The organism is Vibrio taketomensis (assembly GCF_009938165.1).
GTDB lineage: Bacteria > Pseudomonadota > Gammaproteobacteria > Enterobacterales > Vibrionaceae > Vibrio > Vibrio taketomensis.
The window spans coordinates 1,187,122-1,203,354 of record NZ_AP019650.1 but is presented as its reverse complement, the minus strand read 5'-3'; the positions used below and the strand labels follow the sequence as shown (position 1 = coordinate 1,203,354).

The window sequence follows — 16,233 nt, the reverse complement described above, 5'->3', positions numbered from 1 at the left end:
AACATTAGGGAATAATAATGAATAGAGAATCTATCGCTTCCTACATGAGTGATTTATCTCGGGCGATGCTTGCCCCGATATATGTGCTGCCGATGGTAGGGATGGCAATTGCCATTGGTGCTGCGGTTACAAACCCATCGATTGTTGCTGCCGTTCCATTCTTGGATAACGGGTTCTTCTCGGGTATGGCTCAAGTCTTAAAGTGGGGCGGATTAGCGGTAATCATTAACCTGCATATCATTTTTGCTGTCGGCCTATCTGTAGGTCTAGCGAAAAAAGATAAACATTTGGCTGGTTTTAATGCGCTTATTCTTTATTTGGTGTACCTGTATGCAATGAATACCTACCTAAAAGTCAATGGCATGCTTATCGACGGTAGCCTTGCTGGAAGTGGCCAAGCCAACGTTCTTGGCCTTCAGGTGGTAGATACCGGTATTTTCGTTGGTATGCTAATTGGTATTTTTAATGCGGTTATTCACAATAAATACAGCCAAAAAGTACTGACGGGTGCGTTGGCTTTGTATGGTGAATCGCGTTTAGTTCTTCTGATCATGATGCCAATTGCTATGATAATGGGGGCAGTCTTCTCTCATATTTGGCCTCCTGTTCAGCACGTTATTCAAGAGCTAGGTACACACATTATGGAATCAGGCCATATGGGTGTGGGTATTTATGGCTTTATGGAGCGTATTTTAATTCCTACTGGCCTGCATCACCTACTTTGGATTCCGCTGCACTTTACGGAAGTGGGCAGCTGTGCGGTGGTTTCTGGTCAAACTTATTGTGGTATTGAAAACATCTTCCTTGCTGAAATGACGGACCCAACTATCGAGAAGCTGTCTCACACGGTTGTTTATGATGCTCGTTCATTAGTAAAGATTTTTGGTCTTACTGGTGCGGCTCTTGCGATGTATCACTGTGCTGATGCGTCTAAAAAGACACTGGTGAAGTCAATTCTGGTTCCGGCGGTTGCATCTTCTATCTTAGTTGGTGTTACAGAGCCTCTTGAATTTTCGTTCCTTTTTGTTGCGCCAATCCTATTTGTTGTTCACGCAATGCTAACGGGTGCTTTCATGGTACTCATCTCAATATTTGATATCTTAGCAATCGGTAAGGGTGGATTGATTGACTTTATTATGTACAACATCCCACTTGGTGTGACTAAGACCGGTTGGCCTTACTATATCCTGTTAGGTTTTGTTCAAGCAGCGACTTACTACGTTGTATTTAGACTACTGATTACCAAACTGAACCTTAAGACGATTGGTCGTGGTGATGCTGAAATGAAACTGCATACCAAAGCGGACTACAAAGCGAAGAAAGCGGGTGAGAAGTCTGGCAAAGTCAACGACATTGAAGTGGGTGTCTATAACTCGAAAGCCATCATTGAAGGTTTAGGCGGTAAAGACAATATCGTCGATGTGCAAAACTGTTATACGCGTTTACGTGTTGAGATTATCAACCCTGATTTGGTTGATGAAGCAAAGATTCAGGAAGCTAACCCAATGGGTATTGTGAACAAAGGTCAATCCATTCAAATTATCTTTGGCAGCCACGTTGCATCAGTGCGCCAAGAGGTGAATGACTTTTTAGCAATGACACCCGCTTAATTGTCATAGCGCTCCTAAATCCCTCATTGAAACAGCCGCATTGCGGCTGTTTTTTTACATAGCTGAAGCGATTGAACGATATTACAGCTAACAGACTCGGCCTAAACCTGCTTAACGCCTCGACTGCTTTTCATGCGCTTGACGCCATCAAGTATCAGTATTAGTAACGCCAAAATAATGCACAGATAAGTCGGGATCTCTTCCGTTGCTACGGTATCGCCGATCATTAAACCGACCAAAAAGATAAAGGTTGGTTCCACATAGCTAAGCAGTCCAAATATCGACACCGTTAGCTTAGAGTACGCATAGAGGTACAAAAGCATCGGGGTAATCGCAATCAGCGCTAAACCCAAGTAATACAAGTAGGTGGTCGCTGGCATCGCAAAGATATAGTCCGCCGGATACAGGTAGAACATGCCGATGATCATAAATGGTGTCAGAAACAGGTGATCAACAGTCAAACCAATATCGGTGCTGAGTGGAATAGATTTACGATGGATGAAATAGAGCGGGTAACCGATGGCTACCACAAGTACAACCCATGAAATACCTGCCGCCATGACATACGCGTAGAGTGTGCCAAGCACGGCAAATAAGCAGGCGAACTTTTGCAGACGAGACAAGCTTTCGTTATAGATAAAACGACCGACGACGACCATTACGATCGGCATGGTAAAGTAACCAAGTGCGAGGTTGAGTGTTTCACCATTGGCTGGCGCCCAAACAAATAGCCAATATTGTGGCGCGACCAGTAAAGCCGATAGGAAATATTTTGGCCACATTCTGGTGTCGGCCAATGCTGTTTTCAGCAGGTGCCCACGTTTTGATATCGCAATCATAAGAAGCAATACCAGCGCACTCCAGAAGATGCGCTGCACGGCTAACCAATGGCTTTCCCCACCTTGGATTAAACTCTGCATCATCGCAGGTTGTAACTGAACGTACGCTGGGATCAATGCAAATAGCATTGAGCAAACAATAGAAGCGATCACCCCTTTGCTTTGTTCAGAAAGCAGGGTGTTGTATTGACGAAACATGATAAAAAAAGAATAGAGTGAAATTGCCGCTACTTTGGCGATTTTACGCTCATTAGGCAATAGAAATTTACTTAAAAACCTGCCGAAGCAGGTTTTTAAGCGTCTTTAATTATCTGTTGTCTTGGGTTCTATCTTACTTACATGCCAAACTTTTAGCCTACAAAACGTAATTGTCCCCAAAACTTGTATCGGCTAGTCGTTTGAACCCGCCAAATTTTCTAGGTCAAAGACAATTTCGTTTAACGTATGACTTGCTTTGTAGTTATCGGTACTTTCTTTAAAACTCTTACCCCAACATACCCAAGGGTATTGAGTCTTTATCTCTGAGTGCTCGATTTTTAGGTCAACAATCATCGAAATGCAGCGTTGATAGCGCTAAAGCCTGATTTTTACAACTCGGTATACAGCGCGAGATACGACAGGATTTGTGTTGATTTTGTCAACAAAGCTCAATTGTGTCGCCGACGTGCTATTCACGTAGGCAGCAAGTTGTGGCATTACGCTACCGAAGCTTGCAACCATAGATTGGCGTTTTTCTGAACCGTACGTATCGCCCGGGACCAACCAACCATTATCTGGCGAATAAACGTTTTGATGTTCAGGTGGTACATCTGGTGCAGGTCGGTATCGACCACTTTCAAGGCATTGGCTCTTCCATGCGATACTAATTGGTGTGTGTTTAGGCAATTCGTATAACATCACGTGACCAAAGTCATTCTCCATTGGTTCATCGATATCCAGAAGGTCAAATTTGACGCGGCCATCGATTGCGCTGTTAGCTTTCATGTTTGCTGCGTTGGTATGCACCATAAATGGGACAGGATTTTCGATGCCCAATAATGTTTCAGGAGATGGCATTGTGTATCCAATGCCAATAGTGCCGCGTTCATAAGCATCCAACGAAACTTCAAAACCTTCGAGTAGCTGAATCGTTGCGTAAGCCCCAAAGTCTAGCTGGCCGCGAATCTTTAGCGTATCTTGGGTAGAGAAGTATGAGTTTTCATAAAGTGGTTGAGCAATACTTGCATTGAATGCTGCCTTAGGTTTCTCAAAACAGGTTTTGGTAGTGGGATCAATCCATCTGAGAACTTAGCTCCGGCGCCTGCCGTCATTTTCGCATAAACGGCATTTTCATACCAAATATTGCACTTGGCGCAGTTAAACCTGCTTCGCCTCTAAAGCCCACGGTAACGCCAGCGGTTATACGTTGACCCGCTGTGAGTTTGTTAATTAAATCGAGACCTTTGATTTTGGAAAGGCGATATCAAGCTCTCGAGAAATACCAATAGGGTCGAAACCAGCAGATACTTCTTGCTCACTACCTACTTGGAAGGTATTAGTAATGCTCGCATCTACCCCAACTTCAGCACGGACCATATAAGCGCCGTTGTCATACTCGGTTTTATCTGTGGTAAGAAATTAGTTTTATTATCGACTACAGCACAGGCTCGAATAGGACCAACATATTCACATCTACTTTCTTTGATGCTTTATTGATCGTTTCGGTTTTGCTGGGAAGCGCAGGTTGTTAACTGCGATTTTTGCACCGTCAAAGCGAACCTCAGGTTGAATGTGGGTCAATGCGCATCATCTCTTGGTTGTGAGTCGCCAGCTCACTTAAGGCTCGAATAGTAGACTCGTCAACGTCACTGACTACTGTATTAAATCCAGGAATTTGGCCATCAAATAATTGGAAAGGGTGAGCTTTTGTATAGCTTTTATGTGACTCATCTTCAACAACCACGTAGAGTATATCGTTGTGTAAAATTAGAGCTCCAACTTCATGCTCCAACGGAGGCTCGGTAGGTAGTTCAGGAACAGTGATAACGTCTTTTCTCGATATTCTACGTGTGAAGTTTCAATCGGTACGGGTAGAGAGCGGTAGGTCTCATTTGTACCTTCAACGACAAGTGTCACAAGGTAATTGAGTCAGGTTGAACATCAACAGCTATTGTAGATCCGGAAGCGACATCATAAATGATAGGGCTTCAGGATTACCTTGTGCATCAATCTCGACTACTTCAATTTTGTAGTGATATCTACCATACGCCCTGCTTTTGAGGTGACAGGGATCCACTCTAGGTTGAGCTCGGTACTTGAAGTTTGCAAAGCAAATTGTACTGGGTAGATGTTGAGCTGCTGTTCAGGTTCCGTTAGCTCAACGGATATAGCGACTTTCTTGGTTTCATCTGTCGGATGTAAAGCATAAATCGTGGTGTTTGAATCAGCGAGTGTAGAGTCGTAGGTAAAATGGGTTGTATTACCATGCTCGATCGCCGTGGCCGCGGGTGCGCTCCAACGAACAAGGCCATTGCCTGATGTTGGTGCAATGGTAAAGCTGCTGCCTTTGATTGCTGTTTTTAGTATTAAAACAAGTTTGTTGCTCTTGAATTAATAAACAGTTGTTGGGAACTGCGACAGTTGCTTTATTTTCATCTCCGTCAGAACCTCCACATGCTGCCAATAAAGAAGTGATTGCTAATGCAATTGATGATTTCGTAAGCCGATTAACGTTTGTTGATAAATATTTCATTCGATTATTTATTGTTTGAAATTTTGGGCGCGGAATTTTAAGTTTAAGTCTATTGTTTTACTACATTTTTATTGTTTATATTGAAGTGAAGCTAATTTTAAATATTTCAATCGAACAAATTAAAATCAATTGTTTTATATTATTTGTAAAACTTAAGATGTTGATAATATAACGTTGATTAATTGTTTTTGTAAGTGTTGTTTTGGTTTTTATTGATGGTTTTTGATGTGTATATTTATTCAATTGTTTTGAGAAAATAGTTATAACTATACGTTGTAGACCCTATGTGCTTGGTTCCGTGAGAATAACCTGGTTTGTAGACAAGGTAACTCGTCCTTTGGAAGCTAGTCACAGCCTAAAATCCTGCATATTTAAGTGACCGAAGGTTACCAATTCCTACCAGTTAGAAAATTGAGTTGGCTAACTTTTGCTCAAAAACAGTCACGCATCATGTTGCTTTGGCTGTTTGTTCTCATCAGGTAAGATGAAAAGTAAAAATCTTAATATAATTATCACTTGGTGATAATTTATCGAATATCAAACCTAGTAATACATGCTGCTAGAAGGCACCCTGATGATTAGAGATACCAATCACACTTTAATGGTGAAAATCATTTGGTGAGAAAATGGATGAAGAGGATTTATGAATCAGGTTATATCAGTAGGGCCACAGGAGTCGTTTTTAGTCGCAATTTGTGTACTGTTTTTAGGTCAGTTTATTAATTCAAAATTGCCAATTCTTAAAAAATACAACATTCCAGAACCTATCGTTGGTGGTTTGATTGTGGCGTTTGCCATCACCACCATGCACTTTAATGGCATTGACTTAGAGTTTAGCTTGCCATTACAAAACACGTTTATGTTGATGTTCTTTGCTACCGTTGGTTTAGCCGCTAACTACACACAGTTAGTGAAAGGCGGGGCAAAAGTTTTCGCGTTCTTAGCCATTGCATCAATCTATATCGTTATTCAAAACGTGGTTGGCGTGTCGTTAGCGAGCGTCATGGGGCTTGACCCGCTTATGGGCTTGATTGCCGGCTCTATTACACTGTCAGGCGGTCACGGAACGGGTGCAGCTTGGTCACAAACATTCCAAGATGTGTATGGGCTAAATAACGTACTTGAAATCGCAATGGCATCAGCAACCTTTGGTTTGATTGCTGGTGGTATTATTGGTAGCCCAGTGGCGCAGCGTTTGATTGAAAAGCGCAATTTAGAATCGAGCTACGGCCATACTAACCAAACGCACAAAGAGTTCCCTGAACTGGTTACCTACAACGAACATGAAGAAGACCGTGTGACGGCGAAAAAAGTAGTTGAAGGTTTAGCGCTGATCTTACTGTGTGTGACTGGTGCCAGTTATTTAGAAAGTTGGGTTAGTTCATTTGGTATCAAATGGTTAATGATCCCAGATTTTGTGTATGCACTCTTTATCGGTGTGGTGATCACTAATATTCTTGAAGTAACGAAAGTACGCCAACTGGATTTAGAAACGATCGATATTCTAGGTACGGTTTCATTGTCTTTGTTCCTAGCTATGGCGTTAATGAGTCTGAAATTGTGGAATATCTTTGATTTAGCAATTCCATTCTTGATTATTTTGATGGTGCAGTCGGTGATTCTGGCGCTGTTTGCCTACTTTGTGACGTTCCGTTTGATGGGCAGCAATTATGATGCAGCAGTGATTGCCAGCGGGCACTGCGGCTTTGGTTTGGGTGCGACCCCTACAGCGGTAATGAACATGGGGACGATCGTTAATCGTAATGGCCCATCGCCACAAGCGTTTATGGTGGTGCCAATTGTGGGTGCATTCTTTATTGATATCGTTAACTTAGTGATTCTGCAAGGCTGCATTGCGTTTATTCACTAATAGCTAAAGATTCCTAATGCCCAATATGTCGTAGTAAAAAATGCCACTCTGTAGAGTGGCATTTTTCGTTTTAGACCAGCGTTAGATTTTATAGCGGTCGATTTCTTCTCGTAGATTTTCCGCCAATTTGGCCAGCTGGAGCGTCGCTTCACTGCTTTGCTCTGCACCTTCTGCGGTTTGGTGAGCAATGGTGCTGATTGCGGAAATATTCGAGTTAATTTCTTCCGTTACCAAGCTCTGCTCTTCGGCCGCCGTCGCAATTTGTGTATTCATGGCATTGATTTCATCGACGTTGGCTTTGATTTTTGCAATGGATTCACCGGCTTCAATCACTTTTTCTACTGTGCGACTGGCATTTTCAGCGCCATTTTCGAGTTTTTGCATCGAGTCAGCACTGCATTGTTGCAGCCGTTGAATGGTCTCCATGATCTCTTTGGTTGAAGCTTGGGTGCGGCTTGCCAGAGTTCGAACCTCATCGGCGACAACCGCAAAGCCACGGCCTTGTTCACCGGCGCGTGCTGCTTCTATCGCTGCGTTCAATGCCAGTAAGTTGGTTTGCTCGGAAATCCCTTCAATCACATCGACCACGGAGCCAATTTCTGCTGAATGCTCGGCGAGGGTGTGCATAGCTTCAACCGATTGTTGCAAGTCGTTTGAGAGTTGCTCCATCATTGTAATACTTTGATTGACAATATCATTGCCATTATTTGCCGCTAAATCCGCTTGATCCGATGCCATCGCTGCCATATTGGCACTTTGAGCCACTTCGTGCACGGTGGCGCTGAATTGGTTAATCGCGGTAGCAACTTGAGTGATTTGCTCAAGCTGGCTAACTATGCTTTGTTTTGCTTGGTTTACGACCACGGCATTCTCTTCTGAAGATGCTGCAAGCTGTGATATCGAGTCGCGGTTGGTTTGCACCACATGCTGAAAGTTGTCGACGATTTGGTTCACTGAGTTTGCGATGTTCGCAAATTCATCGTTGCCGATAATTGCAATACGCTGGGTTAAATCCCCTTGAGCAATTTTCTCTGAGCTCTCTTGCAGCAACTCGACGGCATGGTTGATTCGACGAACAATCATCACCGCCATTACGGTAATAAACAACACTAAAATAAAGGCAATGGCACTAAATACCACGATAAAGTTAGCGGTATTCTCTTCTGCTTGTTCAAAATTGGTTTTGCCTTCTTGACGCTGCAGATTGAGGAACTCTTCTGTGTGCTGATAAGTTTTGGCAAAGAGTGGGTTAATCTTTGTTAGTAGGATGAAGTTCGCTTGATTAAAGTTTTGTTTTTCCAATTCTTCAATCGCTGGCATAAAACCCGTATCGGTGATTGAATCCAGATTTTGCGCCAGTTGCTGTACTACTGCCAACTCTTGAGCAGTGAGTGGGGAGTTCATTAGCTCCTCGTCAACAATACGATGTAAGCTCGCTAGAGAGTCTTTGATTTGGGTAACATGCATATCAATTGGATGATCATGCATGCTGGCAAATTGGGAGCCTGGTTGATGTTGAAAAGCGAGCAGTAATGCACTTCTCGCATTTCCCAATAGGTCTACAATACGCCCCGTTCGCTCAGTATGTTGCATACTTTGGGTGTAAAGTTCTTCGATATAACCCGAGTTGGTTTGCATACCAGAGATGCCTTTATAACCCAGTAGAGCAAAACCAAGTGCCATCATAATGACGCAGAGTTTTAAACGAAAACTTACGCTTTCCACTTTTGATAGCAAGCTATTGGACGAACGGTTATTACTGTTAGAGATCATATATGCCTCATATCGCAATGTTTATAGTATTTAATTATTCTAAAATTAATGAATTGAGCGAATTATGTTGATGTAAATCAATGAATACTAGAATAAAGCAATCGCGACATGAAATATGCTTATTTTGTCTCGTTTTGAAACGAAAATTCTGTGCACGTGATTAATATATTTTGATGATATTTATAAACTATTGGGGCTTTTGATAGATTGAAAAGCAAAGAACAAGGAGAAATTCAGGCAGTCCTAAATTGATCAATTTAAAATGACTAACATTCTAGAGATGGTAAGTGAAGGATTCAGTATTCCATTAATAAAGGGGCTCATAAAAAATCAGAACCCCCAACTTTATAAAAAATTATTGAGAATTGGTGAGCTCTTCATTTACCCAATATTTCGATCCCGTAATATTGGCATCGATTAATAAACCTTTCGTGTCGAGCTGATAAATCGCGACACCACCATTATAGTGAGCGCTCAGTTCTTCCCCTTCATCGCCCGCAATCGCAGAAGCTTCGCTTGCGGCTTCCCAGCCTTTTTCGATGAAATCATCGAATGCTGATTTGCTATCAAACAGAACCACTTGTTGGTAGAACTTACCGCCAATGCCAAGAGCTACGCCAAGCCCAAACATGCGCATGTATGTACGTTGATTGGTTTCTCGATTGACTGCGACGCCAGAGCCTGAGTTGGTGTGGAACATTAGTGAGAACTTACGAGAGTCAAATACCGCATAACCATAAGCATTATCGTAAAGGTTTTTGGCTTTTGGATCTTGATTAAACAGTTTTACTAGTGCGGTTTCAGACATTAAATCAATGGCTTGCCTTGCTTCTTCTGGTGTGTCGCCTTCAATCAGTTCATCGATTTTTTGCTCTGCCGCATTAAGCCATTCTTTACTTTTCTCTACACTTGCGTCGGTCCAGTCGCCAATGGTGTCAATGGCTTCTGATGACCAATCTGAGAGGTTGTCCCAAGCGTGTTGAGAGAAATCTTTAGTATTGTCCCAAGCCTCTTTTGCTCCATCTGAGATGGTTTCAGTTAAGTTATCAAATGTGGCCCCCACTTTTCCCCAGCTGGCAACTGCTGGAGAGCAACTTAGTGCAGCAATGATGGCAATGGCAATTGGCTTTTTCATCATAATTTACAGCCCTTAGATTTCGTTGATGGGGTAACTTACACACTCTTTGATTTTAGTGGTGGAACCGCTGAGCTGCTGGAATTAAAGCTTGGGTAGAGTTGTGCTTGAATGGTCGCGACTTGTTGTTCAAACAATTTTTTGTCGTTGGTTCGATTACTTTTCGCGATCGCTACCCATTGCAAACCGGTTTCATCAACATGTTCAAACTCAATTTGTAATTCATATTTACGAGCAGAAGATAATCCGACTAAAGTGCCAATCGATAAGGCGATAGGCGCAGTAAATAACCCCAAGGATTCTGGACATATCATCCATACGACGCTTGCGGTAATCAGACCAATGGAGATAACTCTAAGAATATGATCTTTAAATTGGTTAGTTTTGACTCGTGCATCTTTGATTTTGTCAGTTGGGTACTCATCCTTTTTAAATCGGATCTTGTGGTCGCAAATTTCAAAGTCATTGGCGGTTATCAAAACTAGCTCCTTGTCTGTTTCTCTATTGATTTAAACATCATACAGATTAGACGATAAAGTAGGGCAAAGTCGGGATGTTCTAGTGAAGTGACTCGAGAAATGCCCCCCATGAGGTAAGAGCCCAAAATCAAATTTTGGGCGTGTGAATCGTTAAGCCCAGGTGAGGATTTGCCAGTTTGGTCGATTTGCGATTGCTCTTAAACGTGGGCATGGATTCACTAAATAGGCGAAATCAGCATACTCACACAGGGGAAGATCGTTGATTGAATCGGTATAGAAATGCACGCTTGTGTAGTGGTGTTTTTGGGCGGCTAGCCAATCGTTCAAACGAGCGACTTTTCCTTCACGATAACTTGGAATCCCCTCAATTTCAGAACTATAGCAACCATTTTTGATTTTCATATCGATTCCCAATGCATGGGGAATTCCAATACGAGAGCCGACCGCTTCAACCACAAAACTCACGGTGGCGGAAATGATCAGCATGTCGATATGCTCTCGCTTGAGCTCGGCAATCAGAGAGCTGGCTTGCGGAAAAACCTTAGGTAGTATGTATTGGCTGATGCACTCTTCAACTAATGCGTCCACGGTTGATGTAGGAAGACTTGCAAGGGGTACCATAGAAAACTTTAGGTAGTCTTCCATGTTCATTTTACCTTCGGCATACGATGCCATTAGGTGCTGATCTTGCTCAAGAAAGTTAGCTTGCGTGGCGATTCCTTTCTCTACCAAAAACTGATTCCAAATCGATGAGCAATCACCGTTTATCAGCGTGTCGTCCATATCGAAGACATACAAAGGTCGGGGCATAGTTAACCTTACTTGAACTGTTTTGTTTGGCACCAATTATTGCAGATTTGATGCGATTAAAATGTGAGAGTGCAGCTGTAAGCGACAAAACTAATCGTAGCGGGAAAATATGACAACTGATCGCAGTTTGTATGACGCAGAAATCGAGGCCGTAACTGGCTCCCAAATGGCGAGTTGACTTGGTTCACATAAGTCGTTAACGATTTTTGATTTAGAACCACTAGATCTTCAAATCATTGCCTTGTCTGCAATCCAAGTCATTCTCGCTGAACTACGCACCTTGAGGTGACTTGAGTATAATGCTCGGTAAATTTCAGATTAAAGATAAATGATGAGAAAGTTTTACGTAGTTGAAGGGGATATTAACGCTAAGAAGCAGAAGTTGGCGTATCCTAAATTGGCGTTGTGCGATAAGTGTGTGGCCACTTATGTGGTGATCAGTGAAGGTGAGCGCACTTATCAAGAGTGCGCGAAATGCGGTCAAGATGATTAACTCTTTATCCTATTGAAACAAAAAGCCCCAGCAATTCGCTGGGGCATTTTGTTATACGAGGGTGTTGTAGATTGAAATTGCTGCGAGTGAAAGGAATATTCCAGCACAGCACTGATTGAAAAGTCGCCCTTTGGTGACCAGTACAAATTTCACTTTATCGGCGACGCGCGCGACACAAAATTCGACGAAAAACTCAATACATAGGAAAGTTAGGGTGATCACGACAAACTGGGGAATAAAAGGTTTTTGTGGATCAATAAATTGCGCTAAAAACGCGGTGAAGAACAGCAATACTTTAGGGTTTGACAGTGCAGCAAAGCAGCCTTGACGGAACAGGTCACGGCGCAGTAACACAATCGGATTGTTTGAGTCTGCAAGGCTCAAAGCTGGTGCCGAAAACAATTTATATCCTAACCAAGCTAGGTAACTGGCACCTAACCATTGTAGTCCCACCATCAATTGAGGCTTGGTTTCTAGAACGGCGCCTAATCCAAGCATTGATACGGTAATTAATACAAAGAAACCAACAATACCGCCATAAATGGTCCAAATTGTTTTTTTGTAGCCATATTGTGCGCCGTGGCTTAATGCCAGCAGTGCATTGGGGCCTGGAACACAGGCGAGGCCAAATGCCGCAACAACAAATAAGCCCCAAACTTCGAACGCCATAAAATACCTAATAAAGAGATGGTTAACACCGCGAGTATCACATGCTGAGTAAATTGAGTGTGGTAATATATGGACGTATAATGTTTGTATATAGACAACGTTGAATCACAGCTATGACACCAGCCAAAGGGATCCGCTTCCTGCTCATTCCATTACCTAATTTCAATATGCTGCCGTTTGGCGCATTTCTCGATAAGTTGCGTTTTTCCGCTGATGAAGACGATAACAGTCAACAGCGTTTTTGTTCATGGCAAGTGATGGCGAATGAGAGCGGATTGATACTGTCGAGTAGCGGTATTCCGGTGATGGTTAAACGCACGCCAAGTGACGTTGAGCTGACTCATATCGATTATGTGGTGTTGTTTGGCAGTCGCTCGGCGAAAGAGTCGCAGCAACAGGCGAAAGTGTATGGCGCTTTTTTGAAAAAAGTTGCCGCTGTTGGTGTGCCGATTGTTAGTGTCGACAATGCCTGTTTTACTTTGGCAGAACTCGGACTGCTCAACGGTCATCAAGTGGTTGTGCATTGGCGGCATCACCATGAATTTAAAGCGGACTACCCACAAGTAACGGTGCGTGACGAGCAGCTCTATCACTTTGATCGCAAGGTAATCAGTTGTACTGGTGGCAGTGCTACTATCGATTTAGCGATAGCCATCTTACAACGCCATTTAGGGCAAGCGTGGGCAGAAAAAGGCTTAGCCGATATGCTAGTAGACGAAACTCGTGCTAACCACCATAAACTGAAATCTTCACCACAAGCAAGGCACACTAACCGACATATTGACCGAGCGATTTCTCTGATGCAGGAGCGAATGGCGCATGATGTTAGCGTGGATCAAATCGCTCTTAGTATTGGTTTAAGCCGTCGTCAACTCGACCGCTTGTTTGAGCAATTGTTTAGCGTATCGACCCATCAATATTGGCAAGAGATGCGTATGCGGCATGTGGAGTGGCGCTTGCGCCATTCCAGCCATAGTTTGACTCAACTCGCGGATGAAGTTGGGTTCAAAGACAGCAGTTATTTATGCAAAGTTTTTCGTCAACGCTTTGGTATGTCACCGATGCAATATCGACAAGGCGTGAGCAACAACGCTCAATAATGGTCGTTGTTGCAAACAGAGAATCTAGGTGCGTGTATGGTCGATCTTAGGGCGATCAGTGCCATTGAGTAGCGAAATGGCTGAACGCAGTTGGTTATGTCGTGCAACGACAGTTTGTTCAAGAATAGCGCTTGCCCAATCAGGTAAAGATGGTTCGATGGCATAAAATACCCACGCCCCTTGGCGGCGATCTTTTATGATGCGATTGCGACGTAACACGGCCACAGCACGTGAAATTGCTGGTTGGGTCTCTTGTAGCGCTTCGGTTAGTTCGCTGACGGTGAGTTCATTTTCGATATGCAGCAGGCTGGCAATCATCAATCGTGTTTTATCCGATAGACATTTAAATAGCGTGTTGGTGTCTAAGCTATCTTCTGCCTCTTCACTTTGCACCACGCTAAATAAGTGGATGCGTTTCTCTAACTCGATTAAGGTCGGCTCGAAGTCATCATTGATCGCTTTGAGTGTCGGCTGTGGAATATCCCAAGCAATCATCTCGCTAACACCAGGAATGGTTGCGCACTCCGCTTGTGCAGAAGAGCAGAGTGTGATTAAAAAATCGAACGCTTTACCATCAAACGTTTCAAGCGGTTTTGACTCGATATTGTGTGTCGAGTATCCATGAGCTTCAAGCGTGCTAAAGGTACGTGGGTCAATCTCTTTTGGAGAACTTCCGGCACTGAATGCTGTAAATTTGTCGCTGTAGTCTCGATTGATAATTGCTTCGGCAAGTTGTGAACGGGCTGAGTTTCCTGTGCACACGAATAGGATGCGTTTTTTCATGGGATCTCCGAAATAAGCGCAGCGATAATACTAAATGCATCTAGGCTGTTCAATGGATGTTAGCTAGGCTCTTACGCCCAACTAACCCTTAGGAGCTGGGTTCACGAAGGGACAATTGGGCTGCTGGCAAGGTAATAGCGCGCTCTTGTCTAATCTAAAACATCATGGCTAAGTGAAAAACTACTGACTAATCGCTATCTGTCTAGATTTGCCGTCATCAAGCGGGCTAAACGCTGAAAAGTGTCGAGATCTTGCGAAGACAGACCCGCTTTCATTTTTTCGAAAATCACCGCATCGATATTCGCAAGCTTGGCCATAATCGCTTGACCGTCGTCAGTTAAGCGCAAGCACTGACTGCGTTTGTCTTCAGGGTTAGGCTGCTTGGTGATGAGTGTTTGCTCGAGCAAGGTATTCAGTAGTCGAGTGACCTGTGCTTTATCGCGGTCAAGTAGGTTGGCAATATCGACAGCGGTGCATTGAGGCTTGCTATTGATAATTTTGAGGACTCGAACATGCATTGGGGCGATATCGAGCTCCAGTGCTTCAATTTGCTGCTGCATATTTCTTTTTAGTGAGTGGACTAGCTGAAAAAGGCTATCCATAGAGTTTTTATTAGACATCAATACTCGCTCATCAAACTAGTTGACATTGTCAATTAATACAATTATGGTTGATATTGTCAACTAAGTTGAAAATGAAATCAAGTCAGCAAAATGGGATGTCGTTCGAATTGAGATGCCATCAGATTTTGCTTCAAACTCGTTATTGAGGAGTGAGACCTATGAGCAGCAAAGAAAAACAGTACCGAATTATTATCGAAGAAGTCGAAGTTGAGACGCCAAATCGACTCGAGTTTGAATTTCAGGATCGTGAAGATTTGTTCAAGATCGTCGAGGGTGTAAAGCAGGGCAGTAGCCTTGAACCGACTGATGCTACCAGACTGGCTGTTGCGTTGCGTTTACTTGGCCCGATAATGATGAAAGATCGCAAACATCCACTGTTTGTCGACTTTATGCCTCACTTCAAGAGCTTTATGCATAACTTGAAATCGACGGTGAAAAAGACGCTTAAATCGACGTCCAATTAATAGTGACACCGTTACCTCTGATTTTGATTGGTTGGTTATCATGGTTAGGAATTGAGCGTTGATTGAAAAACGCATGATGCTGATTTAGGTCTAAACTCAATGGGATGTCATCAATCAAGAGAGGGATAATTATGTCAGTGGTTGTCGTTTATCATAGTGGTTATGGGCATACCGAGAAACAAGCGCAGGCAGTGGCTGCAGGAGCCAACGCAACTTTGGTTAAGATTGACGAAAACGGTGAACTGAGTGAAGAGCAGTGGCAAAGTTTGGATGCTGCGAAAGCGATTATCTTCGGTTCACCTACCTATATGGGTATGGTTTCTTGGCAGTTCAAAAAGTTTGCTGATGCTTCAAGCAAGCGCTGGTTTGCCATGGATTGGAAAGACAAATTTGCCGCGGGTTTTACCAACTCGGCATCGATGAATGGTGATAAGGGCGTTACTATCTCTTATCTGATCACTTTGGCAATGCAGCACGGTATGGTTTGGGTAGGCACTGGATTAATGCCGGCTAATACGAAAGCGGCTCAACGTGATGATGTGAATTATCTGGGTGGTTTTTCGGGTCTGTTGTCGCAAAGCCCTGCAGATGCGTCCCCCGATGAGGCTCCGGGAGTTGGCGATCTTGAAACTGCGAAAATCTTCGGCGAGCGTGTCGCCTCGTTTGTGAAGTAACCGTTAGCTCTGTCTATATTGACGAGTTAACCCATTTAGCTGAGAAAAGAAAAGGTCACAAGTCCTGTGACCTTTTTTAGTACTAAAATATTGTACCTAAGAGGGTTGCCTAGTCTGGCAGGGGGAAGAATATTTCAAGAAGCACATTACTCTTGGAGTTAATAGCTTCTTGAGGGTAAT

The 16,233-nt window shown here is 43.3% G+C and carries 18 protein-coding genes; 6 read left to right on the top strand and 12 right to left on the bottom strand.

Going from position 1 to position 16,233, the window contains the following annotated elements; translation table 11 throughout:
* The first annotated feature begins 17 nt into the window (after window positions 1-17).
* Entirely contained in the window at window positions 18-1,610 is a 1,593-nt protein-coding gene (locus Vt282_RS19240; RefSeq protein WP_162064440.1) for a PTS transporter subunit EIIC, read from the top strand.
* Between the two features lie 101 nt (window positions 1,611-1,711).
* Here Vt282_RS19240 and rarD read toward each other — a convergent pair whose 3' ends face one another.
* From rarD to Vt282_RS19215, 5 genes are all read right to left on the bottom strand, one after another.
* Entirely contained in the window at window positions 1,712-2,707 is a 996-nt protein-coding gene (gene rarD / locus Vt282_RS19235; RefSeq protein ID WP_232055234.1) for an EamA family transporter RarD, read from the bottom strand.
* A gap of 132 nt (window positions 2,708-2,839) precedes the next feature.
* Entirely contained in the window at window positions 2,840-3,001 is a 162-nt protein-coding gene (locus tag Vt282_RS19230) for a hypothetical protein (RefSeq protein WP_162064439.1), read from the bottom strand.
* 21 nt (window positions 3,002-3,022) lie between these two features.
* On the bottom strand, window positions 3,023-3,505 hold the full coding sequence (locus Vt282_RS19225; protein WP_162064438.1) for a hypothetical protein: 483 nt from the start codon (window positions 3,503-3,505) through the stop codon (window positions 3,023-3,025).
* Window positions 3,506-3,877: 372 nt separating this feature from the next.
* Window positions 3,878-4,024 carry a hypothetical protein gene (locus Vt282_RS19220; protein ID WP_162064437.1) on the bottom strand — a complete coding sequence of 49 codons (147 nt, stop codon included), beginning with the start codon at window positions 4,022-4,024 and terminating at the stop codon, window positions 3,878-3,880.
* A gap of 184 nt (window positions 4,025-4,208) precedes the next feature.
* The gene (locus tag Vt282_RS19215) at window positions 4,209-4,439 is read right to left on the bottom strand and encodes a hypothetical protein (protein ID WP_162064436.1); all 231 of its coding nucleotides are present in this window, start codon (window positions 4,437-4,439) and stop codon (window positions 4,209-4,211) included.
* Between the two features lie 1,384 nt (window positions 4,440-5,823).
* Between Vt282_RS19215 and gltS the strand changes: the two genes are divergently transcribed.
* On the top strand, window positions 5,824-7,050 hold the full coding sequence (gene gltS / locus Vt282_RS19210) for a sodium/glutamate symporter (protein ID WP_162048505.1): 1,227 nt from the start codon (window positions 5,824-5,826) through the stop codon (window positions 7,048-7,050).
* 81 nt (window positions 7,051-7,131) lie between these two features.
* On the opposite strand, the gene Vt282_RS19205 is transcribed toward gltS, so the two are convergent.
* From Vt282_RS19205 to Vt282_RS19190, 4 genes are all read right to left on the bottom strand, one after another.
* A complete protein-coding gene (locus Vt282_RS19205) occupies window positions 7,132-8,823 on the bottom strand; it encodes a methyl-accepting chemotaxis protein (RefSeq protein WP_162064435.1) in 1,692 nt (563 codons plus the stop codon).
* Window positions 8,824-9,178: 355 nt separating this feature from the next.
* Window positions 9,179-9,958 carry a YSC84-related protein gene (locus Vt282_RS19200; protein ID WP_162064578.1) on the bottom strand — a complete coding sequence of 260 codons (780 nt, stop codon included), beginning with the start codon at window positions 9,956-9,958 and terminating at the stop codon, window positions 9,179-9,181.
* A 38-nt stretch (window positions 9,959-9,996) separates the two neighbouring features.
* The gene (locus tag Vt282_RS19195) at window positions 9,997-10,437 is read right to left on the bottom strand and encodes a hypothetical protein (protein WP_162064434.1); all 441 of its coding nucleotides are present in this window, start codon (window positions 10,435-10,437) and stop codon (window positions 9,997-9,999) included.
* 150 nt (window positions 10,438-10,587) lie between these two features.
* Window positions 10,588-11,247 (bottom strand): HAD family hydrolase, encoded by a 660-nt coding sequence (locus Vt282_RS19190; protein ID WP_162064433.1) that lies wholly within the window; start codon window positions 11,245-11,247, stop codon window positions 10,588-10,590.
* Window positions 11,248-11,575: 328 nt separating this feature from the next.
* Between Vt282_RS19190 and Vt282_RS19185 the strand changes: the two genes are divergently transcribed.
* The gene (locus tag Vt282_RS19185; RefSeq protein ID WP_162063746.1) at window positions 11,576-11,740 is read left to right on the top strand and encodes a hypothetical protein; all 165 of its coding nucleotides are present in this window, start codon (window positions 11,576-11,578) and stop codon (window positions 11,738-11,740) included.
* A 51-nt stretch (window positions 11,741-11,791) separates the two neighbouring features.
* On the opposite strand, the gene Vt282_RS19180 is transcribed toward Vt282_RS19185, so the two are convergent.
* Window positions 11,792-12,409: a LysE family translocator gene (locus tag Vt282_RS19180; protein ID WP_162064432.1), complete on the bottom strand. Its 618-nt coding sequence runs from the start codon at window positions 12,407-12,409 to the stop codon at window positions 11,792-11,794.
* A gap of 113 nt (window positions 12,410-12,522) precedes the next feature.
* On the opposite strand from Vt282_RS19180, the gene Vt282_RS19175 reads away from it, so the two are divergent.
* Window positions 12,523-13,509 (top strand): GlxA family transcriptional regulator, encoded by a 987-nt coding sequence (locus Vt282_RS19175; protein ID WP_162064431.1) that lies wholly within the window; start codon window positions 12,523-12,525, stop codon window positions 13,507-13,509.
* Between the two features lie 24 nt (window positions 13,510-13,533).
* On the opposite strand, the gene Vt282_RS19170 is transcribed toward Vt282_RS19175, so the two are convergent.
* Window positions 13,534-14,292, bottom strand: coding sequence for a metalloregulator ArsR/SmtB family transcription factor (locus Vt282_RS19170; protein ID WP_162064430.1), 759 nt, complete (start codon window positions 14,290-14,292; stop codon window positions 13,534-13,536).
* A 194-nt stretch (window positions 14,293-14,486) separates the two neighbouring features.
* Window positions 14,487-14,912, bottom strand: a complete 426-nt coding sequence (locus Vt282_RS19165) for a MarR family winged helix-turn-helix transcriptional regulator (protein ID WP_162064429.1) — start codon at window positions 14,910-14,912, stop codon at window positions 14,487-14,489.
* Between the two features lie 161 nt (window positions 14,913-15,073).
* Between Vt282_RS19165 and Vt282_RS19160 the strand changes: the two genes are divergently transcribed.
* Both Vt282_RS19160 and Vt282_RS19155 read left to right on the top strand, forming a co-directional pair.
* On the top strand, window positions 15,074-15,379 hold the full coding sequence (locus tag Vt282_RS19160) for a DUF3861 domain-containing protein (RefSeq protein WP_162064428.1): 306 nt from the start codon (window positions 15,074-15,076) through the stop codon (window positions 15,377-15,379).
* Between the two features lie 131 nt (window positions 15,380-15,510).
* Window positions 15,511-16,053, top strand: a complete 543-nt coding sequence (locus tag Vt282_RS19155) for a flavodoxin family protein (RefSeq protein WP_232055233.1) — start codon at window positions 15,511-15,513, stop codon at window positions 16,051-16,053.
* Window positions 16,054-16,233: the final 180 nt, after the last annotated feature.